We start from the raw sequence: 24,928 nt of genomic DNA, 5'->3' as shown, positions 1-24,928 counted from the left end.
AGCGGCGCAAGGGAAGGCGCCCCTGCTCATGAAGCAGGGGCGCTGTTTCGCTCAGGAGGAGAGGCCGTTCGTATCCTGCTTTTCCTCGCCTTCTTCCGGTGCGTCCGCAACCGGCGAGGACGTGGCGTTTTCAAGATATTCGAACGAAAGTTCGCCATCCTTGACGGAGATTTTGACCGCTCCGCCTTTTGTCAGTCGACCGAAAAGAAGCTCTTCGGACAGGGGTTTCTTGATCGCATCCTGAATGACCCGGCCCAGAGGACGGGCGCCATACAGACGGTCGTAGCCCCGTTCCGCCAGCCATTCCTTGGCTGCGGACGACATCTCGATCGTGACGTTCCGGTCCGCAAGCTGCGCTTCGAGCTGGAGCACGAACTTTTCGACCACGCGACCAACCGTTTCCGGCTGGAGATTGCCGAACGGAATGATCGCGTCCAGACGGTTGCGGAACTCCGGCGTGAAGAGGCGTTTGATCGCTTCCTGATCCTCGCCTTCGCGTATGTCGCGCCCGAAACCGATAGCCTCCTTGCTCAGATCAGCCGCACCCGCATTGGTCGTCATGATGAGGATGACGTTGCGGAAATCGACCGTCTTGCCGTTGTGGTCGGTCAGTTGCCCGTGATCCATGACCTGCAGCAGCACGTTATAGAGATCCGGGTGCGCCTTCTCGATTTCATCCAGCAGCAGCACGGCATGCGGATGCTGATCCACGGCGTCCGTCAGCAGACCACCCTGATCGAAACCGACATAACCCGGAGGTGCGCCCAGCAGGCGGGAAACCGAGTGACGCTCCATGTATTCGGACATGTCGAACCGGATCAGTTCGATACCGAGCGTGCTGGCCAACTGGCGGGCGACCTCGGTCTTGCCGACACCGGTCGGACCGGAGAACAGATAGTTGCCGATCGGTTTCTCCGGATCGCGAAGACCGGCACGCGCCAGCTTGATGGCGTCCGAGAGCGTCTGGATGGCCTTGTCCTGACCGAACACCATGTTCTTCAGGTCGCGCTCCAGAGCCCGCAGAACTTCCTTGTCGTCAGCGGACACGGTCTTGGCCGGAATGCGCGCGATCTTGGCGATTGTGTCTTCCACGTCCTTGAGCGTGATGGTTTTCCGGCGCTTGCTTTCCGGCAGCAGCATCCGTGACGCACCGGCTTCGTCAATGATGTCGATGGCCTTGTCCGGCAGCTTCCGGTCGTGAATGTATTTGACCGACAGTTCCACGGCCGCGCGGATGGCCTCGTCCGTGTAGCGGACCTTGTGATGTTTTTCGTAGTTCGTCTTCAGACCACGAAGAATCTTCACGGCGTCATCGAGATTCGGTTCCTCGACGTCGATCTTCTGGAAACGACGGACGAGGGCGCGGTCTTTCTCGAAGTGCTGGCGGAATTCCTTGTAGGTCGTCGAACCGATGCAGCGCAGCGTTCCAGCCGCCAGAGCGGGCTTCAGCAGGTTGGACGCGTCCATCGCGCCGCCAGACGTCGCGCCCGCGCCGATGACGGTGTGGATTTCATCAATGAACAGGATTCCTCCCGGATTCTGCTCAAGATCGTGCACGACCGCTTTCAGCCGCTCCTCGAAATCACCGCGATAGCGCGTGCCTGCCAGCAGAGTGCCCATATCCAGTGAATAGATCGTGGCGTTCAGCAGGACTTCCGGCACATCGCCTTCCACGATTCGTTTGGCCAGACCTTCGGCAATGGCTGTCTTGCCGACGCCGGGGTCACCCACATAGAGCGGGTTGTTCTTCGTGCGGCGGCAGAGAATCTGGATGGTGCGCTCGACTTCCGAGTCACGACCGATGAGGGAATCGATTTTTCCGTCGGTTGCCTTCTTGTTCAGATCGACGCAGTAGGTGGCCAGCGCTTCTCCGGTCTTGGAGGCGGAGCCCCGTCCTTTTTCCTCGCTGCCGGTCTCGTCTTTTTCAGCCGAGCTCGTTGGCGTGCTGTTCGAACTCCTCCGTACGGAGCGATCCGGCGCCTTGGCGATTCCGTGCGAAATGAAGTTGACGGCGTCGAGGCGTGTCATGTCCTGCAATTGCAGGAAATAGACGGCGTGGCTCTCACGTTCGGCGAAGAGGGCGACCAGTACATTGGCTCCCGTGACTTCGTCGCGGCCCGTGGACTGCACATGAATGGCGGCACGCTGGATGACGCGCTGAAACGCTGCGGTCGGCTTCGGCTCTGTCGTGCGCTCGGCGGTCAGACCTGCCAGATCCTTGTCGAGAAACTCGGTCAGGTCTCCCCGGAGTTTATCCAGATCAACGCCACAGGCCCGGAAAACGGTTACAGCGTCCGGATCGTCAATCAGAGCAATCAGAAGATGCTCAAGCGTTGCGTATTCATGATGCCGCTCACCCGCCAGCGTCAGTGCCCGGTGCAACGTCTGTTCGAGATTGCGTGACAGCATGATCAAGACACTCCTTTCGCCGTCTGGCGTATAGGGGCGCGCCGCCTGAACGTGGCCCCGTCATCATATTTGGGCTGTTCCGAAAGAAATGCCAGCCATAAGACGGGCCGCCACGGAAAAAATTTCATGACCCTGTCACTTGCCCGAGAGAAAATCCGAGGAAAACGTTGGTCTCCTGATCCTGAAACAATCAGGTTTAAAAGCTGTTAGGAAAGGGAAAGCGCAGGGCGGGAGAGAGCGCGCCAAAAAATTGTGTTTCGATGACTTTGCGCCGGGCCGGGGCGTGTGTTATCGACTGCGCCGGGAGATCTGTGACGGACGGGCGCCTTGCCAACCCGGTCAGATCCGGAAGGAAGCAGCCGCAGTAAGTTTTGCTCGGGTTGTTGCAGGTCTCTCACCTTCCTCTGAACAGGAAATCAGATCCGCACAGAGGCTGCGAAGCCCGGCTCAAGCCTGCGCGGGCTGAAAGCGGATTGACCGGAACCTATGCCAGACAGTGATAGAGAGGCGGACGACGATCTGCCACTGCCGCCGAGTGAGGGAATGGGCCTGTTCTTCGGTGAGCCCTCCGCAGAGACGCCGAGTCCTGCCGCTCCCCTCTCATCGGACGCGGGAGTTGTCCCGGCACCGGAAAATCCCGTGGAGCCGTCCCTACAGAATCCCGCGAAGCCCGCTGCCGCCTATCGTGTTCTGGCGCGTAAGTATCGACCGGCAACCCTCGACCAGCTCATTGGTCAGGATGCGCTCGTCCGCACGCTCAGAAATGCCTTTGCTGTAGGACGCGTCGCGCACGCCTTCATGCTCACCGGTGTCCGGGGGGTAGGCAAGACCACCACGGCCCGAATTATTGCCCGTGGCCTCAACTGCATCGGTTCTGATGGCAAGGGCGGTCCGACAGCGGACCCTTGCGGTGTCTGTCCCAACTGCGTGGCCATTCTGGCGGACCGGCACCCCGACGTTCTGGAAATGGACGCCGCCTCCCGCACAGGCGTCGATGACGTCCGCGAGATTATCGAGGCCTGCCATTTTCGTCCGATTCAGGGACGCATGAAGGTCTTCATCATCGATGAAGTGCATATGCTGTCCCGCAACGCTTTCAATGCGCTGCTGAAAACACTGGAAGAGCCGCCTCCGCAGGTTACGTTCATCTTTGCGACGACCGAGCTGCGGAAAGTGCCGATCACGGTGCTGTCCCGCTGCCAGCGATTCGATCTCCGCCGTGTCTCCCAGTCAGAACTGCTCTCCTTTTTCACAGGCATTGTCGAAAAAGAGCATGTCTCGGCTGAACAGGAAGCGCTGAAACTCATCGCCCGCGCGGCCGACGGTTCGGTGCGTGATGGTCTGTCCCTGCTGGATCAGGCGATTGCGCAGGGTGCCGGCACGCAGGGGGCGAGCGACGACAGCGTGACGGAAGTCGGTGTGGCTGCGATGCTCGGTCTGTCCGACCGTGCGGCGATCTTCGATCTGTTCGACTGCCTGATGCGTGGCGACGTGACGGAAGCCATCCGGCTGTCCGACGGCATGTATGATCGCGGTAATGACCCGGGATTGATGCTGCGTGATCTGGCCGAACTGACGCACACGGTCACGCGTCTGAAAACCGTCAAGGGACTGGAAGACACACTTGAACTGCCGGAAATGGAGCGGACACGGGGCGTTGCTTTCGCGGGTTCGCTGTCGCTCTCCACGCTTTCCCGTCTCTGGCAGATGCTGCTGAAAGGGATTTCGGAAGTCGATGATGCGCCGCTGCGTCGTGAGGCGGCTGAGATGGTGCTGATCCGCCTGTGCCACGCCGCGACCATGCCGCCGCCGGAAGAGTTGCTTAAAAAGCTGCGTTCCGGTGAAGCCGCACAGAATGCCGCCCCCGTAAGCCGGGTAGCGGATGATGGTCGGGATGCGCCTCACGCCCTGATGTCACCGTCCAATGATGGAAGCAGGCGTCAGAGAGTCGCCAATGAGCGTTGGGGCGATATCGGTGAGGGGCCGTCCGAGCCGATCCCTCTGGCGAGAGCGACCGCGCCAGAAGGTCCGCAGGCTCCGCGAAGCTGGCGGGAACTGGTGGCCTTCGTGAAAGAGAGCCGCGAGGCGACCCTGCACGGCCATCTGTGTCATTCCACCCATCTGGTGACCTTCTCCCCACCTCTGGTCGAGGTGCGGATCGACAGTCCGGCGCCTCCGGACCTTGTGAAACGGTTGCAGGAAATGCTCCGCGCAAGTTTCGGTAATGAGTGGATGGTGCGGACGGCAGAGGCTCAGGGCGAGCCGACGCTGGCCGAGCAGAGTGCCGAGATCATCCAGCTTCATAACCGCAGATCATCGAATCACCCTCTGGTGCAGGCGATTCTGGGTGTGTTTCCGGATGCCGAACTCGGCGATGTGCGGGATCACACTCTGGACGATCATTACGGATTGCCACCGGAGGATTTCAGCGCTCTGGATGCGGAGCCGCTGGCAATAGGGCTTGACCCGGAACTGGACGCCCCCGAAGAACAGGACTGACGGTTTGATGCTGGCCCGACTGCGCCTGTGGTCGCCAGCCATCGTGTATATGCAGGGATGATTGAACATGAAAAATCTTGCCGGACTGATGAAGCAGGCTTCGCAGATGCAGTCGAAGATGGAAGAAATGCAGGCCAGTCTCGAAAAAATCGAGATTCAGGGGGCTGCGGGTGCAGGCATGGTCGCCGTTACGCTCAGCGGTAAAGGTGATCTGAAAGCGATCACGATCGACCCGAAGCTGGCTGATCCGACCGAGATGGAAATGTTGCAGGATCTGATCGTCGCCGCTTTCGCCGATGCCAAGGCGCGCCTCGACAAGAGGGCTTCTGATGAAATGCAGAAGGTCACGGGGGGCCTGAACCTGCCGCCGGGACTGAAGCTGCCGTTCTGAGCCATAGCGGTCCGGTTCTGACGGATGGCTGTCGCCGATATTGATCACCTCATCGGTCTGATCGCCCGCCTGCCGGGGCTTGGTCCCCGGTCGGCGCGACGGGTGGCGCTGGCGTTGTTGCGCGATCCACAGCGGCGGATGCTTCCGTTGGCGCGTGCGATGGAGAGCGCCGCCCTGTCGGTGAAGACCTGTTCGGTCTGCGGCAACCTCGACGTAACCGATCCCTGCCGTATCTGCGCCGATCCCGACCGTCCGCATGACCTTGTGTGTGTTGTCGAAACTGTCAGTGACCTCTGGGCGCTGGAACGGGCAGGCGCGCATCGAGGTGTGTATCAGGTGCTTGGCGGCGTGCTGTCAGCGCTCAAGGGAACTGGTCCGGAAGACCTGAATGTTGCTTCCCTGTTCGAACGGCTGAGGGAGGGTTCCATACGGGAAGTCATTCTGGCGCTGGGCTCGACCGTGGAGGGAGCGACGACCATGTACTGGCTACAGGAAAAGATTGCGCCCTACGATGTGGTGGTCAGCCGTGTGGCGCAGGGCGTTCCGATGGGGGGGGCTCTCGATGTGCTGGATGACGGCACGCTGGCGGCGGCGGTGAGCGCCAGACGGTTGATATAGAACGCCTGAACGAGAGTGAAGAGAGACGGAATGACCGCTGAAGCTTCCCTTGCCGGGACATTGATTTCCCCGGACATTCCCCGCATCGCGTTCATCACGGGTGGCGCTCAGCGACTGGGCCGTGCCATGGCGCTGGCATTGGCGGGCGCGGGCTTCTCTTTAGCGGTGCATTATCGATCCGGCGAGGATGACGCCCTTTCCCTGAAGTGGGAAATTGAAGGCATGGGACAGCAATGTTGCCTGCTTCGTGCCGATCTTGCCGAAGAAAAAGACGTCACAGGACTTATCGCGAAGGCTGCCGCTGAACTGGGCGGACCTGTCGGTGTTCTTGTGAACAATGCGTCCACGTTCGACAGGGACGAGTGGAACACGGTCACCCGTTCAAGCTGGGACGCGCACATGGAGCCCAATCTGCGGGCGCCTTATGTGCTGACACAGGAGTTTGCGAAACAGCTTCCCGCTGGTCGGGAAGGGATGGTGCTGAACATGCTCGACGAGCGTGTCTGGTCCCTGACACCGCATTTTGTCAGCTATACTGTTTCCAAATCAGCCCTCTGGACGCTGACCCAGACCATGGCGCTGGCGCTGGCTCCCAAGAAAATCCGGGTCAATGCCATCGGTCCGGGACCTGCGCTGCCGAGCGCACGCCAGACGCAGGAACAGTTTCAGGCGCAATGTCAGTCTGTGCCGCTTGGCCGCGGAACATCGCCTGAGGAAGTGTCGCGTGCGCTGCTTGCGTTTCTGATGCTGCCGTCAGTGACTGGGCAGATGCTGGCGCTCGACGGCGCGCAGCATCTTCAGTGGTATTATTCGCCGTCGCCGTCCAGCAATGTGGTGGAAGAATAGAGCAATGACGATCCTCGCACCCTGGCCCGCCGATCTGGCTGTAAGACGGCTCTTTCTCAAGGATATGATTGTTGACGCCTATATCGGCGTTTTTCCACATGAACAGGGTGTGACGCAGCGTGTTCGCATCAATGTCTCGTTCGGTGTTGATGACAGCCGGGATCTGACGGAAGGCGTGGATGATCTCAGCCGTACGGTTTCCTACGAGACGGCTGTGCTGACGATCCGTCGTCTGGCGACGGAGACGCATACTCAGCTTGTAGAGACGCTGGCCGAGCGCATCGCCATTGAGGTGATGAAGGATCGCCGGGTGAGGGTTGTTCGTATCAGTGTTGAAAAACTCGATATCTTTTCTGATCTTGATTCGGTCGGGGTTGAGATTGAGCGCTGGGCGACGGAGTAGGGCAGGCGGATTCGTGTTTTGAAACCGTGAGCCAGAGTGTGTTGCCGTCATTTATGGATCTGAGACCGCATCCGGGACGGTAGGTGTCATTGAGGCATGTTCCGTGTGTCGGAAGTGCGGCTGGAGGGGCATGACAACATCAGTCCTCCCTACATTGACGCCGTCCGGCTTCCCCCGTAAAAGCCCGCTTTCTGACCTAGCGAAGCCCGATTAGGCGCAACCTTACTGAGCGCTGGAGGCGCCGCTTGACCATGTCCATCACTTTTGACGATCTCGCCCTCGCACCGACCCTGCTGCGCGCTCTGGGCGAGGAAGGCTATGTCAAGCCGACTCCAATTCAGGCCCAGTCCATCCCCTTGCTGCTTGAAGGGCGCGATCTGCTGGGCATGGCGCAGACCGGGACGGGCAAGACGGCATCCTTCGTGCTGCCGCTGCTTCATCGCCTTGCCGAGGCTCCCCGTCCGGCACCCAAGGGTGGCGCCCGCGTTCTGGTTCTTGCGCCGACCCGTGAACTGGTCTCCCAGATTGCTGATGGTTTCGAGAGCTTTGGCCGCCATCTGAATTTTCGGATCACAACGATTTTCGGCGGCGTCAGCCAGTTCCATCAGGTCAATGCGCTCAGGGAAGGGGTGGATGTCATTGTCGCCGCGCCGGGACGGTTGCTGGACCTGATCGAGCAGGGACTGTGTGATCTTTCCCAGCTTGAGGCGCTGGTGCTGGATGAAGCCGACCAGATGCTGGATATGGGGTTCGCCAAGCCGATCGAGCGTATTGTCGCGACGCTGCCGAAAGAACGGCATACGGTGCTGTTCTCGGCAACGATGCCAAAATCCATTGCGGCTCTGGTGGATAGTCTCCTGACTGATCCGGCGAAGGTTGAGATTGCCCCACCTTCAACGACGGTCGACCGGATCGAGCAGTCGGTCATGTTCATGGATGCCGCGCACAAGAAAACAGCTTTGCTGGCGCAATTCCAGCAGACGCCTGATATCGGGCAGGCTGTGGTTTTCACCCTGCAGAAGAATATCGCCAACGAGGTCTGCGCGTTTCTCACGGAAGCGGGCATTACGGCTGAAGCGCTGCACGGCAACAAGTCGCAGGGGCAGAGGGAACGGGCGCTTGAAGCCTTTCGGGCTGGCGACGTGCAGGTTCTTGTGGCGACGGATATCGCGGCGCGTGGTATTGATGTTGATACCGTCACGCATGTTTTCAATCATGACCTGCCGAGCCTGCCGGAAAGCTACGTGCATCGTATCGGCCGCACGGGTCGTGCAGGACGCAGTGGTTTTGCCATCACCCTCTGCGATGCGGAACAGCGTGCGTGGCTGCATGATGTGGAACGTGAAATCGGGCGTACGCTGACCGTTCACACTGACCATGAATGGCACTCGGAAGAGGCGCGGAACTCGACGATGCGGGCGCCAGTGCTGGGTGGCGGTCCGGTCAAGCAGGTCAAGCCGCAAAAGGTGCGTGAGCGCAAGATCTGGACCGATGAAGAGAAGCGGGCCGCGCGGGAGGCGGCAAGAGCAGGCAAGGAGCCAGCCTGATCGGTCAGTGGGGCTGCGGATAGTTTCTTGTCTGCTTGATAATGTTCAAAACAGTAATCAACTGAAAACGCATTCATGCAGCGGAAAAGTCTTCCGCTGCATGAACTCAGGGTCAGTAGCGCCCATCAACCAGCGTTACATCCTGACCGACGAACACCGTGCCACCCGCCGCTGTGCGTCCGATGGCAGCGCTGTCCTGCCATACCTGCGTGCGATCAAGCAGAAGAGTGATCTCCGGAACAGGCAACAGGATGGAAGCGTTTTTTCCTGTATTGTCCCAGTGAGAGAACTCCCAGTAGACAATCGGCCCGTCATTGCCGCTGTCCGAGGTGAACAGTCCGATCCCGGCGCAGACAGGGTAGGTCGTGTCCGGTGCGGGAAAGACGAGATCGACTTCGGGGCGCGTTTCACTGCCGCCGCCAAGGGCCATGAAATTCACAGGAACCCGGTTGTATCCTGTGAGGGTCAGTTCCGTCCATCCGGGGAGCATAAGACCTGCCCAACCTTCGAAAAAATAGCTCATATATAATGCCTTATCCATATTGGGCGACGGTCAGCCAGGACGGACCGCCATCACCACCGTTTTTATAAGTGCCGCTGGGGGCCACGCAGGAACCGGAGCCGCCGCTGCCGGGATCGCCGGGTTTGCCGGTTTCACCCGAACCTGATTCCCATCCTCCAGCGTAATAGGGCGCACGGGCGCCGCCCGCGCCGCCATACCCAAAGAAGTAATTTTCTGAAACACCGGACACATGTCCTGAAAATCCGCTCTGTCCTGTCGCGTTTATCAGAACTGTAATGCCGGTTGCGGTTGTGACCTGAACAGAACCACCAGCTCCCGCGCCGCCGATGATGGCGACGCCACCGCCCTGTGCGACAAGACCACCAAACCCTCCTGTCACGACAACCATGTTTCCGAAGGCTGCTGATCCGCCCGCATTGCCGGTCATGGCGGTTGAAGAGGATTGTCCGCCCCGTCCACCCGCTCCGAGTGTTGCGGTGACAGGCCACTGTAATTTCGTGACATCAACCATGAAACGGCAATATCCGCCCGCGCCGCCGCCGCCGCCTGTTCCTCCCTGAGTGGAAGAGCAGGTGGGAGCGCCGCCACCGCCACCGCCACCGCCGCTGAGTTCTACAATCAGAAACTTTGTGCGTGACTGGATAGAAATCTGGAGAACGTTATAGCCGCCGGCAGTGGCGGTCGGTCCCAAATAGATATCGCTTTTAAGAAGGTTTCCCGCCGACCAGTTTGTAATGAATGCTGTGGTTGCAAGAAGATTTGATGAATCTCCGGCTGCCGGTGTCGGTGCGGTCGGCGTGCCGGTGAAAGTTGGTGAGTCTTTGGGAGCGAGAGCCGGGATCTTGGGATAAAAAAGACTGTCATTATCAAGAGAGATCATGGACTGCGTGACGCTTGTCGCATTCGCAGGCAGATCAATGCGCCAGAGCGCAATGGCGTTCGCCGGGGGCGTCGTGGCTGACATGAGCAGCGTTGCCACGGCTGCACGCTGTGTCGGCTGCGCGCCCCCTGTATCGTCCTCACCCGAGAGCGTTTTGGTGTTGTCGGAGGCATCCAGATAACGCAGCATCGTGGAGCCGGTGTCACTGAGTCCGATTGTTGCGTAAATATAATAGGTCTGGGCAGAACTGGTGGATGACGTCAGGGTAAAACTTGTTGCTGCCGCTGTATACTGACGCATGATGATGGTGCTGTCGGAGGCAAGCGTGCCGTATGCGGATGAATCCGCAGTAGCTCCTTCATTGATCTGTCCGCTGGCGACATTGACCACCAGATCCGATCCAGAGCAGGTGGCGGCAAGACCACTTGCAAAGGGGCCGGGTCCACCCATGGTCATTGCAACGGCCTGACCGATGGCGCGTTCAGTGTTGCGCTGCGCAATCAGGGTATCAGTATCGGCAATGACCTGAGCAGGATAAACGATCACACGATCCATGTGTGTGCTCCCCTCAGACTGACGCCTGTGATTTGTAATCCGGCAGTTTGTTGAAATATTTGTTGGCGGATTCAGTGGAGATGAGCGTTCTTCCGCCGAGTTTTTTAGCTTTTATATGGCCTTCGGCAAGAAGCTTGTAGCAATACGTGCGGCCAATTCCATAAATTTTGCACGTGTTGCTGATATTCATAAATTTTAATTCGGCTGGTTTTTCTTTATTCACTTATGAAATCCTTTTTGAACGCAATCATATGCCAGCGGACCCGGTGGAGAATATGCGGTGTCCCAAGATGTTCATGCTATCAAAAAGGGATGTTCGTATATGGTTCGGTGGAATCAGACGGATGGAAACGGCCGGTTTTGACAGCCCTGCACCCGGGCGGGATAAAGTCGGAAAGGATTTTATCCCGATATCACGGAATGAATAAAGAATTTGACGGAACGGAGTTTCGTCCGTTCCGGTTATTGGCTTGCGGCAAGAGAAACAAACCGGGCAGCATCCGTCACGTCAGCGCTCATTGTCGCAATACGATCCAGATGCGCCACGTCTTCGCCCCAGCGCTCCATCTGCGCCCGTTCGTCCAGTGTCGCGAGAGCAACGGCTTGATCGACGTCCAGACGACCATCAATCACGGCCAGTCCCAGTGTCAGACTGCCAAGAGCTGGCACACAGACACCGAGTGCGGCCAGAACGGCGTCACTGCGTTCGGACAGAACCTGTTTGAGTTTTTCCAGAGAGGCTGGCGGTTGCGGAACAGGCATCAGACCATGCGTCACGATCAATGCGACGCCATAGGACTCCCGCAGCCAGTCCAACCACGGCTTCCACAATTTTTCCTGTCTGACGCTCAGTGGATCAGAACTTTCGGCGCGATAGCAGAGCAGGTCATGCTCACCAAACCCGGCCAGTGTTTCCACTGAATGCTGGCGGTCGGGTGTGACGCGCTCGATCATGGTGCCTGCAATGCGGGTCAGAGGAAGATCTTCTGCGGCAAAGCGTTTTTGTGGATCATCCATACCCGCCGCCTGCCATTCGGCAGCCATGGCTTCGGCCAGAGTACGAGAATGCACCTGAAGAATTTCACGTCCCGGAAGCCGGACCGCCTTGCCATCGAGCAGAACGGCAAAGCCATTGTCCGCAGGCTCTATGCCTGCCTGCGTCCAGAAGCGCCTGCGCGGTGCGGGACCATCTGCCGGGAACTTCTTCCTGTCGTTCATCGCAGGAGGCCTTTCAGCATGTTCATGATGCCACCTGCCTTGTTCGCTGGTGGGGGCGCGGCAGCCGGACCGGCGACACCCTCTCGCGCCGTCGCCAGCAGATCGGGGCACTGATCACCTGTATCGCTGGACCCACCGATCGAGATGGCGAAACGTCCATCAGCGCCGGGCTCAAGACGCGGTTGTGGTGTGTCCACCGTGCCGGTGACCGCGACAGGAGAGGAAGCAGCGGCGCCACCGACACCGATCCGTGGCGAAAGATGAAGATCAAGAGCTCCGTTGGTGAGTTTCACGGTGCCATGTCCGGTCAGGGATAGCAGATCGGATTCCAGCCCCAGCCGATTGATCGTGGCCAGTCCGTCGGTGAGCTGCATGTGCGCACCGAAGCAGCGGAGCGCGAGCGTGCCGCGTATGGGAATGTTGCGACCGAGAATGGCCTCAAGAGCCTTGCCGTCCACACGCCCGCCGACCATTGACAGGCCGACATGGCCCGTCGCGGTCTGCTCCCACTCATCAAGCCCGGACCCGTCGGCGGTGACAGTGCCCACGACCTGCATGGAACCGTTCACAAGAGGCGGCATGCCGGTCGAGGTCTGCATCATCTGGGTCGGAAGGACAAAGGGCGCTGCCGTGATGGTCAGATGCGGCGCAGCACCGGAAGCGTCGTAGACGATCCGTCCGGACTGTGCGATGCCGCTGGTGTTGCCGGTTCCAGTTCCGAACAGGGGATCGACTGTCAGTCTGGCGCCCCCGACGGTGACATGGGCGGAAACGGCCTCCCAGGCGACGGACTGCCAGCTCATGCGCTGCGCGCTGACATCCAGCGATCCGGCGGAGGTCTTCAGCAGAGACGTCGGGTCAGCCTTTTCCAGCACGCTCAGCGGAGCGGAACTGACTATCCCCCCACTGACCCTGAGCCCCTGAAAGCCCGGTTTTCCTGCGCCAAATGTCAGTGCCGGAAGAGCCCCATGCACGTCGAGTGAGGTCAATCGACCGCCCAAAGCACCATCCACCGTGATGGAAGCCTCTCCCTGACCTAGTGACAATGTCACAGGCATGGGCACCTTGTCCGGGGTGCGGAGCGCCTGCGTGGTCTGGGTCAGCGTCCCAAGGGTGCCGTGGACCGTGACCGGTTGCGCATCCAGTTGTCCATTCAGTGAGATGGCGACGCGCTGGTCATTATCGTCAGCATCGAGGGCGATGCTGCTGGCCCTGAGACCGAGCATCAGTTGTTCAAGACTGGTTGGCCCCGCACGGAGATGCAGCATCCGCAGGGAGGGGGTGCGTCCGCTGCCCGTCACGCCAGCCTGAAGCGAGACCGCCGTTGCATCGGGCAGGCCTGCATTGGGGAAAATCGTTTCAAGATCACGCAGCTGGTCAATGGCGCCGTTGATCTGGATATCGTAACCCGCATCATGCAGAGGGTCGGCGACCACGCCGCCGATCTGGATCTGTCCCGCCTTCCGTTTGTCGACCGATAGGGTGGCGGTCAGATTGAGCGGCCAGGGTTGTCCGTCGGTCGGGGGCAGCGGACCCGTCGTCCCACTGACCGTGAAATGGCCACTGCCATGATGACCGCGCACATCGATTTTGGCCATTGTGCCGTCAAGACCGGTCAGGTCGGCGCGATCAAGATCAGCCGTGCCGGTGATATGGTTTCGCTCATCGCTCCACGAGGCCGCTCCGTCCCTGAGATGAAGGGAGGCGACCGCAAGATTCCAGTGCTGGCGGCTGCCTGAAGCGGCATTGTCACCCACGCCGCCGGAAGATGGGAGCGGTGTCAGAATCCAGTTGGCCGCGCCGTCGGATGTGCGCTCAAGTGTCAGATGCGGGTCGGACAGGCTGACATCATCCAGCACGACCCGATGATGGAACAGCGGCGAAATCGCCAGCCGCGCGCGCACTTCATTGGCCGTGAACATCTCGTGGTTCGGGCTGCCGGGGATATTGGACAGCCCGACGCCCTGCGCACTGATCCATGGATAGGGCAGAAGCCAGACATGCAGCGAATCAATGCGGAGTGTCCGGCCTGTCTGGTGTTCGACGGCCTCGACAAGACGTGTCCGCATCCATCCGGCATCCATGAACGCCGAGGCCAGAACCGTACCGCCCAGCAGCACGGCGAGACCGCCGACACCGAGGCCAAGCTTCGTCTTGAATTTCATGCTTATCTCCTGCGGGGAGCCGGGGTTGAGCCCGCCGTAAAGCCGAGCGCCCTGAAGGTTTCTTTCATGTGGGGCGGCAGTTCGGCGCTGACTTCCAGCCAACCGCCCGCCGGATGTGGTAGGACAAGGCTTCGTGCGTGCAGATGCAGGCGATCGGTGAAACCATCCACATGCGCCTTGTCGCCACCATATTTCGGATCACCGAGAATGGGCGTGCCCAGTGATTCACAATGAACGCGCAACTGGTGCGTGCGACCGGTCAGCGGCGAGAGACCAAGCCACGAGAATTTGCGTGCCGCGGAGTCCAGCACCTCATAGTCAGTGCGGGCGGACTGCGCGTCTTCATCGTTACGGTCGGCGGCGATGGTGATCGAACCCGGTCCGGCGCCAAGGCGGGCGAGAGGCTGGTCGATTTCACCGGACATCGGATCAGGACGCCCGACAACAACGGCCCAGTAGGTCTTCTTCACATCGCGACCACGGAAAGCCGCCGCCAGCTTCGCGGCGACGCCCGGCGTGCGGGCGAGCAGCAGTAGGCCGGAAGTGTCACGGTCAATACGGTGGACGAGGCGGGGGCGCGGGTCATCACCTTCACGTAGACCATCGAGCATCATATCCACATGCTGCGTGATGCCGGGGCCGCCCTGAGTCGCCAGACCGGATGGCTTGTTCAGCACGATGATCTGCGGGTCCGAATAGATCACCATCTTCCGGATTTCGCTGGCCAGCTTGGGGTTCAGTGCTTTCGGCACATCACGGGAGGGCTTGGCGGCCATGGGAATGGGCGGCACGCGCACGGACTGCCCCGGAACGAGGCGGGTGCTGGCTTCAACACGCTTGCCGTCCACGCGAATCTGTCCCGTGCGGCAGAGTTTCTGCAACGCGCCCTGCGTCAGATGGGGGTAGTGGCGACGGAAATACCGGTCGAGGCGGATGTCCGCCTCATCTTCACTGACCGTCAACAGGGTCACACTCATACTCTTCCGCGCCTCACGATTGCTTGCCGTCTTCTGCGCGGCTTGCCCTTATTCCGGCCCATGTGTCCAGTCTGCGACGCACTTCCCGTTCAAAGCCGAGCCCTTTCGGGTTGTAGAAATTCTGCCGTTTCATGCCGTCCGGGAAGTAGTTCTGGCCAGAGAAACTTTCTTCCGTGTCATGATCGTACTGATAGCCATCGCCATAGCCGATCTCTTTCATGAGCTTGGTCGGCGCATTGAGAATATGGGCTGGAGGCATCAGGCTGCCCGTGGCTTTCGCCGCCCGTCGCGCCGCGCCATAGGCCTTGTAGACGGCGTTTGATTTCGGCGCGGTGCCAAGATGCACCACAAGCTGCGCCAGCGCCAGTTCACCCTCGGGCGACCCCAGCCGCTCATATGTTTCCCACGCGGCAATGGCGAGGGGCAGGGCGGACGGGTCGGCCATTCCGACATCCTCAGCCGCGAAGCGCGTCAGACGGCGGGCGATGTAACGCGGGTCTTCACCGCCTTCGAGCATCCGGGCGAACCAGTAGAGCGCCGCATCCGGATCGGAACCGCGTAGAGACTTATGCAGCGCGGAAATGAGGTTGTAGTGCTCTTCGCGGTCCTTGTCGTACAGCACGGCGCGTTTGGCCAGAATGCGCGCCAGTTCCTGCGGATCGAGAGGTCTCTTCGCCTTCAGACTGAGAATCTGCTCGACCATGTTCAGCAGGTAACGGCCATCGCCATCCGCCATGGCGCGCAGGGTGGCGCGGGCGGATTCGGTCAGCGGCAGGGTGTGCTGCGTTTCTCCTTCCGCCCGGACCAGCAGAGCTTCCAGCGCCGGATCATCCAGACGACGCAGCACCATGACCTGACAGCGCGACAGCAGCGCCGAATTCAGGGCGAAGGACGGGTTTTCCGTGGTCGCGCCAACCAGCACGACCGTTCCGTTTTCAACGACGGGCAGGAAACCGTCCTGCTGGGCGCGGTTGAAGCGGTGGATTTCGTCGACGAACAGCAGTGTTCCGCGTCCGGATTCGGCAAAGCGACGGGCTTCGTCAAACGCCTTTTTGAGATCGGCGACGCCGGAAAAAACGGCGGAGAGCTGCACGAAGCGTAGATTGGCGGCTTTGGCCAGCAGACGGGCGATGGTGGTCTTGCCGACACCGGGACCGCCCCAGAGAATGAGGCTGGCGAGAGAGCCACGCTCCAGCATCAGAGTCAGCGCGCCGGTCGGACCAAGCAGTTGCTGCTGGCCGACAACGTCGTCAAGCGTCGTGGGGCGCAGCCTGTCGGCAAGAGGCTGCGTGGGAGCATGTCCTCCCCTGCGGCCCTGAAAGTCGCCGTTATCCTGCCCGTTTCCTGATCTTGTGGACTCTGTGACGCTGCCGCCAAACAGATCACCGCCCGGTCCGGGCGGGACCTCACGCCGCGCTGTCATGACTGGTCTCCCTGTCGTTCATTGTTCGTTCATAGCGCGAGTGGCGTCTGGATGCGACCTCGGCGCGCTGTTATTCAGGCTGGAGCCACCGAACATCTTCATCGGGTAAACCTGCGCATGCAGACCGGATATGCGCCGGGGCTGGCCGACAGCCCTGCTAGCGGGCATGATTGTTTCAGACCCAATCAATGAAGCAGGACAGTTCATGCCTTATTTTCAGCTGATCATCGCGATCTGCGCCGAAGTGCTCGCCACGTCCTGTCTGAAGGCGGCTGATGGTTTCACCCGGCCTCTGCCTTCTGTGGTGACACTCATCGGATATGGCGTGGCGTTCTATTTCCTGTCGCTCACCCTTCAGTCGATCCCTACCGGCACAACCTATGCCATCTGGTCTGGCGTAGGGGTGGTGCTCGTCACGTTCATCGCATGGATTGTGCAGGGCCAGAAAATTGATGGAGCGGGTCTGGTCGGGATCGGGCTGATTCTGGCCGGTGTGCTGGTGATCAACCTGTTTTCAAAAAATTCCGCCCATTAAAGCGAGATTGGGTGAGCCCGCTTCATCACGATCTGACGCTTTGCCTGTTTCTTTCAGAAAAGGCTGGATGGTTCGGTGTTCGGGAGAGAGTTTCCGGAGAGTTTTGACAGACTTACTGACCGGCATCCCGCAGCCGAACGCCGGAATTGATACGCTCTTCGATATCTTCCAGTGAACAGCCTCGGGTTTCAGGCACAAACATCAGACCCACGACAAAGAACAGGATATTGAAACCGGCCAGACACCAGAAGACGCCAAAATCACCAATCATCGTCATGCTGGAGAGAAAGATGTTGCTGATCAGCCAGTTGGAGGTCCAGCTCGCCAGAGTGGAGCAGGACACGGCGAATGTGCGTCCGCGGAGAGGCTGGATTTCAGAGCCGATGATCCATGGCAGAGGCCCCTGACCAACGGCGAAAGCAGCGATGAACAGCATCAGGAAGCCCATCGCAACCATACTGGCTGTCATGGAAGTCGCGCCGGTCCAGAGCAGTGTGCCAAAGCCCAGCATCGCCACAGCAGAGAAAAACGTGCTGATTCCCAGAAGACGTCGCCGTCCCCACCGGTCCATGAGCGCGACCGCCGCCAGTGTCGCCAGTGCGTTCATCACGCCGATGGCGGTCGTGCACCATACGGAACTCGATGAACTGAAGCCCATATGCCGCAGGACAGTCGGGGCATAATACATCAGCACGTTGATACCGGAGAATTGCTGCAATACCTGCAGGGCGATCCCAAGAGCGAAGGTGCGCCGGAAATTGCGGTTTGCAATCAGCAGGGCGGCCCCGGCTGATTCCTCACGACCAAGCTGCTGGTCGATGCGTGACAGTTCGGCATCGGCTTCCTCCGCCGACTCTCTTACGCGCAGCAGAACCTCACGGGCTTCCTGACGACGCCCCTTGGTCAGAAGCCAGCGCGGAGAATAGGGGAGAAGCAGTGTGATCAAAAGAAACAGCACCGTCGGCACACTGAGCACGCCGAACATGATCCGCCAGTGGCCGCCCGGTGTGAGCAGGCTGTCGGATGTGAAGGCCAGCAGAATCCCGATGGTGATCATCAACTGGTAGGAGGAGATCATCGCGCCGCGCCGGTCCTGCGAGGCGATTTCGGCGATGTAGAGAGGAGCGGCGAAGGCCGCCAGCCCCACGCCCAGCCCCAGACAGGCGCGTCCGCCGATCATCATGCTGACGCTGTTCGCCAGTGCGCAAAGGCCGGTGCCGCTCAGGAACAGGCCGCCTGCAACCAGCAGGGTTCCCTTGCGTCCCCACCGGTCAGCAATGAAAACCGCCAGCACCGAGCCGAAAGCCGCCGCCAGCATGAGCGAGGACACGATCCATTCCGTCGTGCGGTCGTTAGTCCGGAACTCGTCGCGGATAAATCCCAGAGCTCCCGCAATGACCCCGGTATCGAGCCCGAACATGAGTCCCGCGAGACCAGCGGCCAGAGCCAGAAAGAGCGTGGTGCGGCGCACACGCGCTGAAGCATCCTGCCGGGCGGATGTCGCAATGGGAGAAGGCATCGGGGTGTTGTGACCTCTTGTGACGCGGCAGGTTCATGACCTGTCTGTGGATAGCCTTTTGTGCCGTCATCCTGACAAGTCAATGAATTCTTAGAGCGACACCCGTTCAGACTGGATCACGGATGTCGTTCCAACTCATTGTTTATCGAGCAACTTTATCGGACCAGACGATTCCGTCTGATCGAATGTTGCTCTAAGGTTTCAGCTTTTTCTTCCAAGCGGCCTTTACCTCAGCCGGACTCATTTTTCCGCCGCTGGCTGCCGGGGCGCCACTGGATGCGGCATTCTCTTCCACACCGCCCGGAGCCTTGCCAGAAGCGGGGTTGCTATTCACTTCCTGTAGGGCCTTTTCACAGAGCGAACCCTTGCCCACCCCGAACTGCACGGTCGGCAGAAGCGCCAGTGGCGGAAACACGAAGCCAAGCCCGGCGGATGCTGCGGCGCGACCGAGAACTTCCGCACCGGGCAGCACGGTCGGCGATTTCAGGGGGCCTGTGATGTTGATGGCCCCCGGGAAGGAAAGGATGGTGAAGCCGGTCGAACGGGTCGTCAGGGAATAGTCGATTTTATTGGTCCGGAAATTGATGTCTCCACGACCGAGCGTGCGTGTGTCCTCCGTGCGGAGCAGCATGGAGCGGGTGCTGGCGACGCCGTTACGCAGTGGCATGTCGGTCACGAAACATTCCACCTGAGAACGGGACGGAAGACCGAGCGCCGAGAGCACGGCGTTACCCAGTTGCAGTCCGAGAGCCGCGGGAATGAGCGCCGAGATATCGCCGCCCTTCACCAGAACCAGAGTAAGGCCGCCATTGCCGCCCGCCATGAGGGACGCGACCGAGTTGCCGGTGGATGTCAGGCTGAAACGACCGCCGATCACGCCCCCCTGCGCGCCAGCGCCAGTGGCGGTGCGGATGATATGGGCCAGATCAATGCGGGAAAAATCCACCTTGGCCTTGACGGCAAAGTTCCTGTCATCCACCGGCGTCAATGTCGCGCTGCTGGCCAGTGTGCCTGTGCCGACACCGAAATTCAGCTTCTTCACATCAATCGCGCCGTCCTGAACGGTGAATTCCGCGTTGATATCATCCAGAGGAAGCTGCCTGTTCTGGATGTGCTCGCCTTTATAGGTGGCATGGGCGTTGACGGCGCGGAGCCGGGGCACATTGATCGGTGTATCCGGCAGGACATTCGGGTTCCGGGCGTCCGCCTTTTGCTCTGAGACGGTCCTGTCACCCGGCTTCGCGCCGATAAACCCGCCCAGATCCTGAATATCCACGCGATGTGAGCGGAGCGATGCCTCAACAAAAGGCACAGCCTGATGCGGATCGACGGTGAGGGTGCCGCTCAGATCGCTGGAACCCATGTGGCCGGTAAAGCTTTTGAAAGCGATATGCTGCTGGTCATAATCCAGCTTGCCGCGAATGTCGTAAGACGGAGTCTGTGGGATGGGCACGCCCGTCAGGGGATAGAGCAGCGACATATCAGGACCGGACAGATGCAGGACAAGCTGCGTTCCTTCAAAAGCCAGCGGATTGTTCACGCTGCCCTTGAGCGTTACCCGGGTGGCACCGTTCCTGACGTCCAGATTGATCGGGTAGGGCGTTTTGACATTCTGGAGCGACAGGAGCGCCCCACCGACGAAATGGCTGCTGATCGGCTGTCCGGCATAGCGTCCGGTCGTATCCATGATGAACGTGCCACGGTCGTTGTCGGAGGTCGGCGGGGTAGTGTGCATCTGAGCGGTCATATCCGCGCGAAGCTTCTGGTCCCGGACATGCAGATGGCCGTCGCGGATATCGAACTCTTCAATGTCGGGCAGGGTGACAGCGTCTTTTTTGCTGTCGGCTGCGGATTTCCCGTTGTCGGAAGTGAACGTGTAATTGTTGCTCCCGTCCTGACGCCGCTGAATGTCCGCTCTGGGGGTATCGACCGCAATGCGGGGCAATTCCGTCCGACCGTGGAAAAGCGCCAGCAGGCGTATTCTGACCAGCAGATGGTCCGCCGTGAAAAATGGCGTCGTGTCTGATCCGAAAGCATCGGGCTGTTCGATTTTCACGCCGTCAACACGCACTTTCGGCACGAGACCGACACTGACATGCAGATGTTCAATGGTGGTCCTGCGTCCGAGGAGCGCGGTCGCCTGTCGATTGACCAGAGGCACGAACCAGTCCCATGACCAGAACGTGATGAGCAGAAGGATCAGCACGACCGGAGCGCCAAGGCCGATGAACAGTTTTCTGTGGCGGCTGAACTGGGAATGACCGGTCATGGGAGTCCGTAAAGGCTGTGAACAGGGCTGTCGGGCAAAACAGAACACAATATTTGTGTCAGTTTAACGTAAATCCTGTGTCCGGGTTCGTCCTGACCGATAAGGATACTACCCGGGCGGCATCCTGTGTGAGGAACAGACAGGACGCCGGATGGTCGTGACGGTCAGGCCGTTCCGGCAGTCTTCATGCGGAAAGGGTCCGGGGGGCGAGGCGGTTCTGCTGTCGACCGGACATCAGCCATAGTCCCGCGCATCCCGCCATCGCAGCAAACGTGACATAAATCGCGGGAGCCAGTGGTGTGTAGGGAGTGAGTGAGGAGATGACGGCGGGCGTCAGGCCACCGAAAATCGCGTAGGCGATGTTGTAGGCGAGAGAAACCCCCGAAAAGCGCACTTTCGCTGGAAAGGCGCGCAACATTCCAACCGGGACCAGTCCCACGAAACCGCAGCAGAGCCCGGCAAGTCCGGCCCGGACGGGCAGGGAGTGTGGAAACTGCTCTGGCAGGCCATACAGCGCGAAGGCGCCGACAGCGAGCAATGGTCCACAGATGAACCCCATCATGCTCAGGGAAACCCTGTCCGTCAGGGCGCTCACCGAAATGACCGAAACTGTAAGGCAGAGGGTGGCGACAAGACTCGCCAGCATGGTTTCGGAAGCCGGGATATGATGCAAGGTCTGCATCAAAGGCGGCATCATCAGGATCAGCACGACAATCGCCGCTGTCAGGGTCCATGTGGTCAGCATCGAGCACAGGATGGAAAAGCGATGATCGCGGAGGAGAATGCCGGCGGGCAGGGAAGAGGCGGTTTCGGCGCGCTGGTGCATTTCACGGAACACCGGCGTCTCATCCAGCCAGCGGCGCAGGATCATCGCGCCAATTCCGAAGATTCCTCCGACAATAAAAGGAATACGCCAGCCCCAGTCGCTCACGGCAGTCGGGGCAAGCGCCGCGTTCAGTGTCAGAATAACCAGCGACCCGAGCAGGATGCCACCGGTCAGCCCGCCAGTGAGAAGACCCGTCGCCAGGCCCACACGCCCCGGCGGAGCATGTTCGGCGACGAACACCCAGCCGCCCGGAGCCTCGCCGCCGATGGCCGCGCCCTGAGCCACCCTCAGGAGCAGCAGGAGCAGGGGCGCGACCGGCCCAAGCGTTTCATAGCCGGGCAGAAGGCCCATCATCAGCGTGGGAAGCGCCATGAGCAGCACGCTGAAGGTGAAGACTTTCTTGCGTCCGGCAAGATCGCCGAAATGCGCCATGATGAGCCCACCGAGGGGCCGGGCCAGATATCCCGCGCCGAACAGTCCGAAAGTTTCCGTCTGTCTGAGCCATGCAGCCTGACTGGCCGGGAAGAAATGCAATGCGATGAGCTTGGCCAGAAACGCGAAGATCACGAAGTCATAAAACTCCAGCGCACCGCCAAGCGACGCCAGAACCAGAATGCGAATCTGCGAAAAGGACAGGACACTGGACGATGTGGTTACTGCCGGAGAAGAGACTGAAGACGAAGACATGAGCCGTAATCCATGCGGCGTCAGGCGGCAGGAAGGGCAGCGCTGAACGGGTAAGGCGGCGCTTATAGGGGAAAGTCCGGACAAATCCCACAGCTGAGGTTTTTCGGCTTTTCGTTGACAACCGGAGGCAGTCTCATCTGTTTGTGCATGAATGCCATGTGTGATGCACATCGAAGAGGTCCCGAATTCATGACAACGCGTTCTGACAGGTCCGGAGGAATGTTCGTCGTCACTGTGCTTGCGACCGCCCTGCTGGGGCTGGTTCTTGCCGGTGGCGGATTGTGGCTGGCCGCTCTGGGCGGGTCGCTGTTTTATGCGCCGTGCGGTGTGGCGGTTCTTCTGACCGCCTTTCTTTTGTGGAGGCGCAATGCAGCGGCGCTGTGGCTTTACACGCTCATCGTTTTCGCCACGCTCATCTGGGCGGTGCTTGAAGCCGGGTTCGACTTCTGGACATTGGCGCCGCGTGGCGACCTGATCCTTCCTCTCGGGGTGTGGCTGCTTCTGCCGTTCATCACCCGTCACCTCGGACGCGGCGCGCAGGCGGCCCGTGCTCCTCTGGCCGCGGGCATTGTCACCGGTATCGTGATCTTCGGTTATGCCCTGACGCAGGATCCTCAGGATATCGCAGGCAGTCTGCCACAGGCGACAGCGGATGTGGTTCCCGGCGACGCGGGGCAGGTGGCGGACTCTGACTGGGGAGCCTATGGCCGCACCCAGTTCGGCGATCGCTACTCACCGCTCAGGCAGGTGACTCCGCAGAACGTCAGAAATCTGAAAGTGGCGTGGACGTTCCGTACGCACGACTTGAAAGGACCGAACGATCCGGGTGAGATCACGGATGAGGTCACGCCGATCAAGATCAACGACACGGTCTATCTCTGTTCTCCGCATCAGAAGCTGTTCGCTCTGGATGCCGCGACCGGACAGCAGAAATGGGTCTTCGATCCGCAGATCAGATATAATTCCACTTTCCAGCACATGACCTGCCGTGGCGTGTCCTATGCGGAAACAACCGACGCTACTGACGATTGTGCCTCCCGCATCTTCCTGCCGACCAATGACGGGCGTCTGTTCGCCATCAATGCGAAGACCGGTGCGCGCTGCTCGGCTTTCGGTAGGAACGGCGAGATTGATCTGACCGACGGCATGCCGATGAGGGAGCTTGGTTTCTATGAACCGACATCCCCGCCGGTTGTGACGGGCAGGCTCGTCATCATCTCGGGCGCCGTGACCGACAATTATTCCACACATGAGCCGTCAGGTGTGACACGCGGTTTCGACCTGCACACCGGTCAACTCGTCTGGGCGTTTGACACCGGCAACCCCGATCCGAACGTGCTGCCTTCCGATACGCATAAATATGTCGTCAACTCCCCGAACTCGTGGATAACCTCGTCCTATGACGAGAAGCTGAACCTGATCTATATCCCGACGGGTGTTTCCACGCCTGACATCTGGGGCGGCCACCGTTCGGCGGATCAGGAGCGTTATGCGTCCGGTCTGCTGGCGCTGAATGCGGACACCGGGGAAAAGGTCTGGTTCTATCAGACCGTGCATCATGATCTGTGGGATATGGATATTCCGTCCCAGCCGAGTCTTGTGGACATTCATCAGGCTGACGGCACTGTTGTTCCGGCAATCTACGCTCCGGCCAAGACCGGCAATATCTTCGTGCTGGATCGCCGTACGGGGGTGCCCGTGGTGCCTGCTCCGGAAACCCCTGTGCCGCAGGGTGCGGTGGTGGGCGACCATCTCTCCCCTACACAGCCTTATTCCGAACTGACATTCCGTCCGAAGAAAAATCTGACGGATGCGGACATGTGGGGGGCGACCATGCTGGATCAGCTTGTCTGCCGCATCCTGTTCAAGTCGCTACGTTATGAAGGGCCGTTCACACCGCCTTCCACGCAGGGAACGCTCGTGTTTCCGGGCAATCTCGGCATGTTCGAATGGGGTGGTCTGGCGGTTGATCCTGTCCGGCAGATCGCCTTCGCCAACCCCATCGCCATTCCTTTTGTCTCGAAGTTGGTGCCTCGTGGTCCCCGCAACCCGGCAGTTCCGGCGGAGGGCGGTGGTCCTTCAGGGGGAGAAATCGGCATCCAGCCACAATACGGCACGCCGTTTGGTGTCGAGTTGAATCCGTTCCTGTCGCCGTTTGGCATACCCTGTAAACAGCCCGGATGGGGCTATGTCGCGGGCATTGATCTCAAGACGAACAGGATTGTCTGGATGCATCGAAACGGCACCACCCGTGACAGTTCGCCCCTGCCGTTCGGCTTCAAGGTCGGCATCCCCGGTCTGGGAGGGCCGATAGCGACGGCGGGCGGCGTGGCGTTTCTGACTGCCACAGCCGACGATTACATCCGTGCCTATGACATGACGACGGGGCAGCAGCTCTGGGAAGACCGTCTGCCTGCGGGTGGTCAGTCAACGCCGATGACCTACGAGCAGAATGGACGTCAGTTCATTGTGACGGCTGCGGGCGGGCATGGTTCGTTTGGCACGAAGCTTGGTGATTATGTCATCGCCTACGCGCTGCCAGATGAAGCAAAGGCGCCGTGACGAAGTGAGCCATTCTGGAGAAACGTCACACCCTGTGGTGTGACGTTTCTATCCGGACAGGAAAACACCAGATGGG

Annotated in this window: 19 protein-coding genes and 1 other RNA gene; 9 read left to right on the top strand and 11 right to left on the bottom strand. The window is 60.0% G+C overall.

Translation table 11 applies throughout. The features are described from left to right. Nucleotides 1-51: 51 nt before the first annotated feature. Nucleotides 52-2,409: an ATP-dependent Clp protease ATP-binding subunit ClpA gene (gene clpA, locus LKE90_RS06285; RefSeq protein ID WP_291492531.1), complete on the bottom strand. Its 2,358-nt coding sequence runs from the start codon at nt 2,407-2,409 to the stop codon at nt 52-54. Nucleotides 2,410-2,712: 303 nt separating this feature from the next. On the opposite strand from clpA, the gene ffs reads away from it, so the two are divergent. The 7 genes from ffs (at nt 2,713) to LKE90_RS06250 (ending at nt 8,713) form a co-directional block, all read left to right on the top strand. After that, nucleotides 2,713-2,807, top strand: an RNA gene (ffs, locus tag LKE90_RS06280) — signal recognition particle sRNA small type. An 88-nt stretch (nt 2,808-2,895) separates the two neighbouring features. Further along, complete coding sequence (locus tag LKE90_RS06275; protein WP_291492529.1) at nt 2,896-4,908, top strand: DNA polymerase III subunit gamma/tau; 2,013 nt, start codon at nt 2,896-2,898, stop codon at nt 4,906-4,908. 67 nt (nt 4,909-4,975) lie between these two features. Beyond that, a complete protein-coding gene (locus tag LKE90_RS06270) occupies nt 4,976-5,299 on the top strand; it encodes a YbaB/EbfC family nucleoid-associated protein (protein WP_291492527.1) in 324 nt (107 codons plus the stop codon). 24 nt (nt 5,300-5,323) lie between these two features. Continuing rightward, nucleotides 5,324-5,917 carry a recombination mediator RecR gene (recR, locus tag LKE90_RS06265; protein WP_291492525.1) on the top strand — a complete coding sequence of 198 codons (594 nt, stop codon included), beginning with the start codon at nt 5,324-5,326 and terminating at the stop codon, nt 5,915-5,917. 30 nt (nt 5,918-5,947) lie between these two features. Continuing rightward, on the top strand, nt 5,948-6,763 hold the full coding sequence (locus LKE90_RS06260) for an SDR family oxidoreductase (protein ID WP_291492523.1): 816 nt from the start codon (nt 5,948-5,950) through the stop codon (nt 6,761-6,763). Nucleotides 6,764-6,767: 4 nt separating this feature from the next. Next, a complete protein-coding gene (folB, locus tag LKE90_RS06255) occupies nt 6,768-7,166 on the top strand; it encodes a dihydroneopterin aldolase (protein ID WP_010666240.1) in 399 nt (132 codons plus the stop codon). 251 nt (nt 7,167-7,417) lie between these two features. Continuing rightward, nucleotides 7,418-8,713, top strand: a complete 1,296-nt coding sequence (locus LKE90_RS06250; protein ID WP_291492522.1) for a DEAD/DEAH box helicase — start codon at nt 7,418-7,420, stop codon at nt 8,711-8,713. Nucleotides 8,714-8,825: 112 nt separating this feature from the next. Here the strand turns inward: LKE90_RS06250 and LKE90_RS06245 are convergent, their stop codons facing one another. The 7 genes from LKE90_RS06245 to LKE90_RS06215 all read right to left on the bottom strand — a co-directional run bounded on the left by LKE90_RS06245 (nt 8,826) and on the right by LKE90_RS06215 (nt 16,454). Beyond that, the gene (locus LKE90_RS06245; RefSeq protein ID WP_291492521.1) at nt 8,826-9,236 is read right to left on the bottom strand and encodes a hypothetical protein; all 411 of its coding nucleotides are present in this window, start codon (nt 9,234-9,236) and stop codon (nt 8,826-8,828) included. 10 nt (nt 9,237-9,246) lie between these two features. Further along, nucleotides 9,247-10,671 carry a glycine-rich domain-containing protein gene (locus tag LKE90_RS06240; protein ID WP_291492519.1) on the bottom strand — a complete coding sequence of 475 codons (1,425 nt, stop codon included), beginning with the start codon at nt 10,669-10,671 and terminating at the stop codon, nt 9,247-9,249. 13 nt (nt 10,672-10,684) lie between these two features. Continuing rightward, a complete protein-coding gene (locus LKE90_RS06235; RefSeq protein WP_291492517.1) occupies nt 10,685-10,894 on the bottom strand; it encodes a helix-turn-helix domain-containing protein in 210 nt (69 codons plus the stop codon). Between the two features lie 239 nt (nt 10,895-11,133). Next, the gene (locus tag LKE90_RS06230) at nt 11,134-11,889 is read right to left on the bottom strand and encodes an ATP12 family chaperone protein (protein WP_291492515.1); all 756 of its coding nucleotides are present in this window, start codon (nt 11,887-11,889) and stop codon (nt 11,134-11,136) included. Next, nucleotides 11,886-14,054 (bottom strand): AsmA family protein, encoded by a 2,169-nt coding sequence (locus LKE90_RS06225; protein ID WP_291492513.1) that lies wholly within the window; start codon nt 14,052-14,054, stop codon nt 11,886-11,888. The genes LKE90_RS06230 and LKE90_RS06225 overlap by 4 nt, the downstream gene beginning before the upstream one ends. 2 nt (nt 14,055-14,056) lie before the next feature. Beyond that, nucleotides 14,057-15,031, bottom strand: a complete 975-nt coding sequence (locus LKE90_RS06220; protein WP_291492511.1) for an RluA family pseudouridine synthase — start codon at nt 15,029-15,031, stop codon at nt 14,057-14,059. Between the two features lie 13 nt (nt 15,032-15,044). After that, on the bottom strand, nt 15,045-16,454 hold the full coding sequence (locus LKE90_RS06215) for a replication-associated recombination protein A (RefSeq protein ID WP_291492508.1): 1,410 nt from the start codon (nt 16,452-16,454) through the stop codon (nt 15,045-15,047). Nucleotides 16,455-16,659: 205 nt separating this feature from the next. Between LKE90_RS06215 and LKE90_RS06210 the strand changes: the two genes are divergently transcribed. Further along, nucleotides 16,660-16,989, top strand: coding sequence for a DMT family transporter (locus LKE90_RS06210; RefSeq protein WP_291492506.1), 330 nt, complete (start codon nt 16,660-16,662; stop codon nt 16,987-16,989). A 112-nt stretch (nt 16,990-17,101) separates the two neighbouring features. Here the strand turns inward: LKE90_RS06210 and LKE90_RS06205 are convergent, their stop codons facing one another. From LKE90_RS06205 to LKE90_RS06195, 3 genes are all read right to left on the bottom strand, one after another. Next, nucleotides 17,102-18,508, bottom strand: a complete 1,407-nt coding sequence (locus LKE90_RS06205; RefSeq protein ID WP_291492504.1) for a sugar porter family MFS transporter — start codon at nt 18,506-18,508, stop codon at nt 17,102-17,104. 193 nt (nt 18,509-18,701) lie between these two features. Then, nucleotides 18,702-20,777 carry an AsmA family protein gene (locus LKE90_RS06200; RefSeq protein ID WP_291492502.1) on the bottom strand — a complete coding sequence of 692 codons (2,076 nt, stop codon included), beginning with the start codon at nt 20,775-20,777 and terminating at the stop codon, nt 18,702-18,704. Nucleotides 20,778-20,961: 184 nt separating this feature from the next. Continuing rightward, complete coding sequence (locus tag LKE90_RS06195; RefSeq protein ID WP_291492500.1) at nt 20,962-22,290, bottom strand: MFS transporter; 1,329 nt, start codon at nt 22,288-22,290, stop codon at nt 20,962-20,964. Nucleotides 22,291-22,479: 189 nt separating this feature from the next. Between LKE90_RS06195 and LKE90_RS06190 the strand changes: the two genes are divergently transcribed. Then, nucleotides 22,480-24,852 carry a glucose/quinate/shikimate family membrane-bound PQQ-dependent dehydrogenase gene (locus LKE90_RS06190; RefSeq protein ID WP_291492498.1) on the top strand — a complete coding sequence of 791 codons (2,373 nt, stop codon included), beginning with the start codon at nt 22,480-22,482 and terminating at the stop codon, nt 24,850-24,852. Nucleotides 24,853-24,928: the final 76 nt, after the last annotated feature.

The organism is Acetobacter sp., assembly GCF_022483985.1.
Lineage (GTDB): Bacteria > Pseudomonadota > Alphaproteobacteria > Acetobacterales > Acetobacteraceae > Acetobacter.
Note: the sequence above shows the minus strand (reverse complement) of the source record. Positions and strands in the feature narration are given on the sequence as shown.

Coding starts and splice junctions, on each gene's coding strand:
- LKE90_RS06195 (WP_291492500.1), bottom strand. CDS start 22,290: ATGTCTTCGTCTTCAGTCTCTTCTCCGGCAGTAACCACATCGTCCAGT.
- LKE90_RS06245 (WP_291492521.1), bottom strand. CDS start 9,236: ATGAGCTATTTTTTCGAAGGTTGGGCAGGTCTTATGCTCCCCGGATGG.
- LKE90_RS06200 (WP_291492502.1), bottom strand. CDS start 20,777: ATGACCGGTCATTCCCAGTTCAGCCGCCACAGAAAACTGTTCATCGGC.
- LKE90_RS06215 (WP_291492508.1), bottom strand. CDS start 16,454: ATGACAGCGCGGCGTGAGGTCCCGCCCGGACCGGGCGGTGATCTGTTT.
- folB (WP_010666240.1), top strand. CDS start 6,768: ATGACGATCCTCGCACCCTGGCCCGCCGATCTGGCTGTAAGACGGCTC.
- LKE90_RS06240 (WP_291492519.1), bottom strand. CDS start 10,671: ATGGATCGTGTGATCGTTTATCCTGCTCAGGTCATTGCCGATACTGAT.
- LKE90_RS06260 (WP_291492523.1), top strand. CDS start 5,948: ATGACCGCTGAAGCTTCCCTTGCCGGGACATTGATTTCCCCGGACATT.
- LKE90_RS06250 (WP_291492522.1), top strand. CDS start 7,418: ATGTCCATCACTTTTGACGATCTCGCCCTCGCACCGACCCTGCTGCGC.
- recR (WP_291492525.1), top strand. CDS start 5,324: ATGGCTGTCGCCGATATTGATCACCTCATCGGTCTGATCGCCCGCCTG.
- LKE90_RS06275 (WP_291492529.1), top strand. CDS start 2,896: ATGCCAGACAGTGATAGAGAGGCGGACGACGATCTGCCACTGCCGCCG.
- LKE90_RS06270 (WP_291492527.1), top strand. CDS start 4,976: ATGAAAAATCTTGCCGGACTGATGAAGCAGGCTTCGCAGATGCAGTCG.
- LKE90_RS06205 (WP_291492504.1), bottom strand. CDS start 18,508: ATGCCTTCTCCCATTGCGACATCCGCCCGGCAGGATGCTTCAGCGCGT.
- LKE90_RS06220 (WP_291492511.1), bottom strand. CDS start 15,031: ATGAGTGTGACCCTGTTGACGGTCAGTGAAGATGAGGCGGACATCCGC.
- LKE90_RS06210 (WP_291492506.1), top strand. CDS start 16,660: ATGCCTTATTTTCAGCTGATCATCGCGATCTGCGCCGAAGTGCTCGCC.
- LKE90_RS06225 (WP_291492513.1), bottom strand. CDS start 14,054: ATGAAATTCAAGACGAAGCTTGGCCTCGGTGTCGGCGGTCTCGCCGTG.
- LKE90_RS06230 (WP_291492515.1), bottom strand. CDS start 11,889: ATGAACGACAGGAAGAAGTTCCCGGCAGATGGTCCCGCACCGCGCAGG.
- LKE90_RS06190 (WP_291492498.1), top strand. CDS start 22,480: ATGACAACGCGTTCTGACAGGTCCGGAGGAATGTTCGTCGTCACTGTG.
- clpA (WP_291492531.1), bottom strand. CDS start 2,409: ATGCTGTCACGCAATCTCGAACAGACGTTGCACCGGGCACTGACGCTG.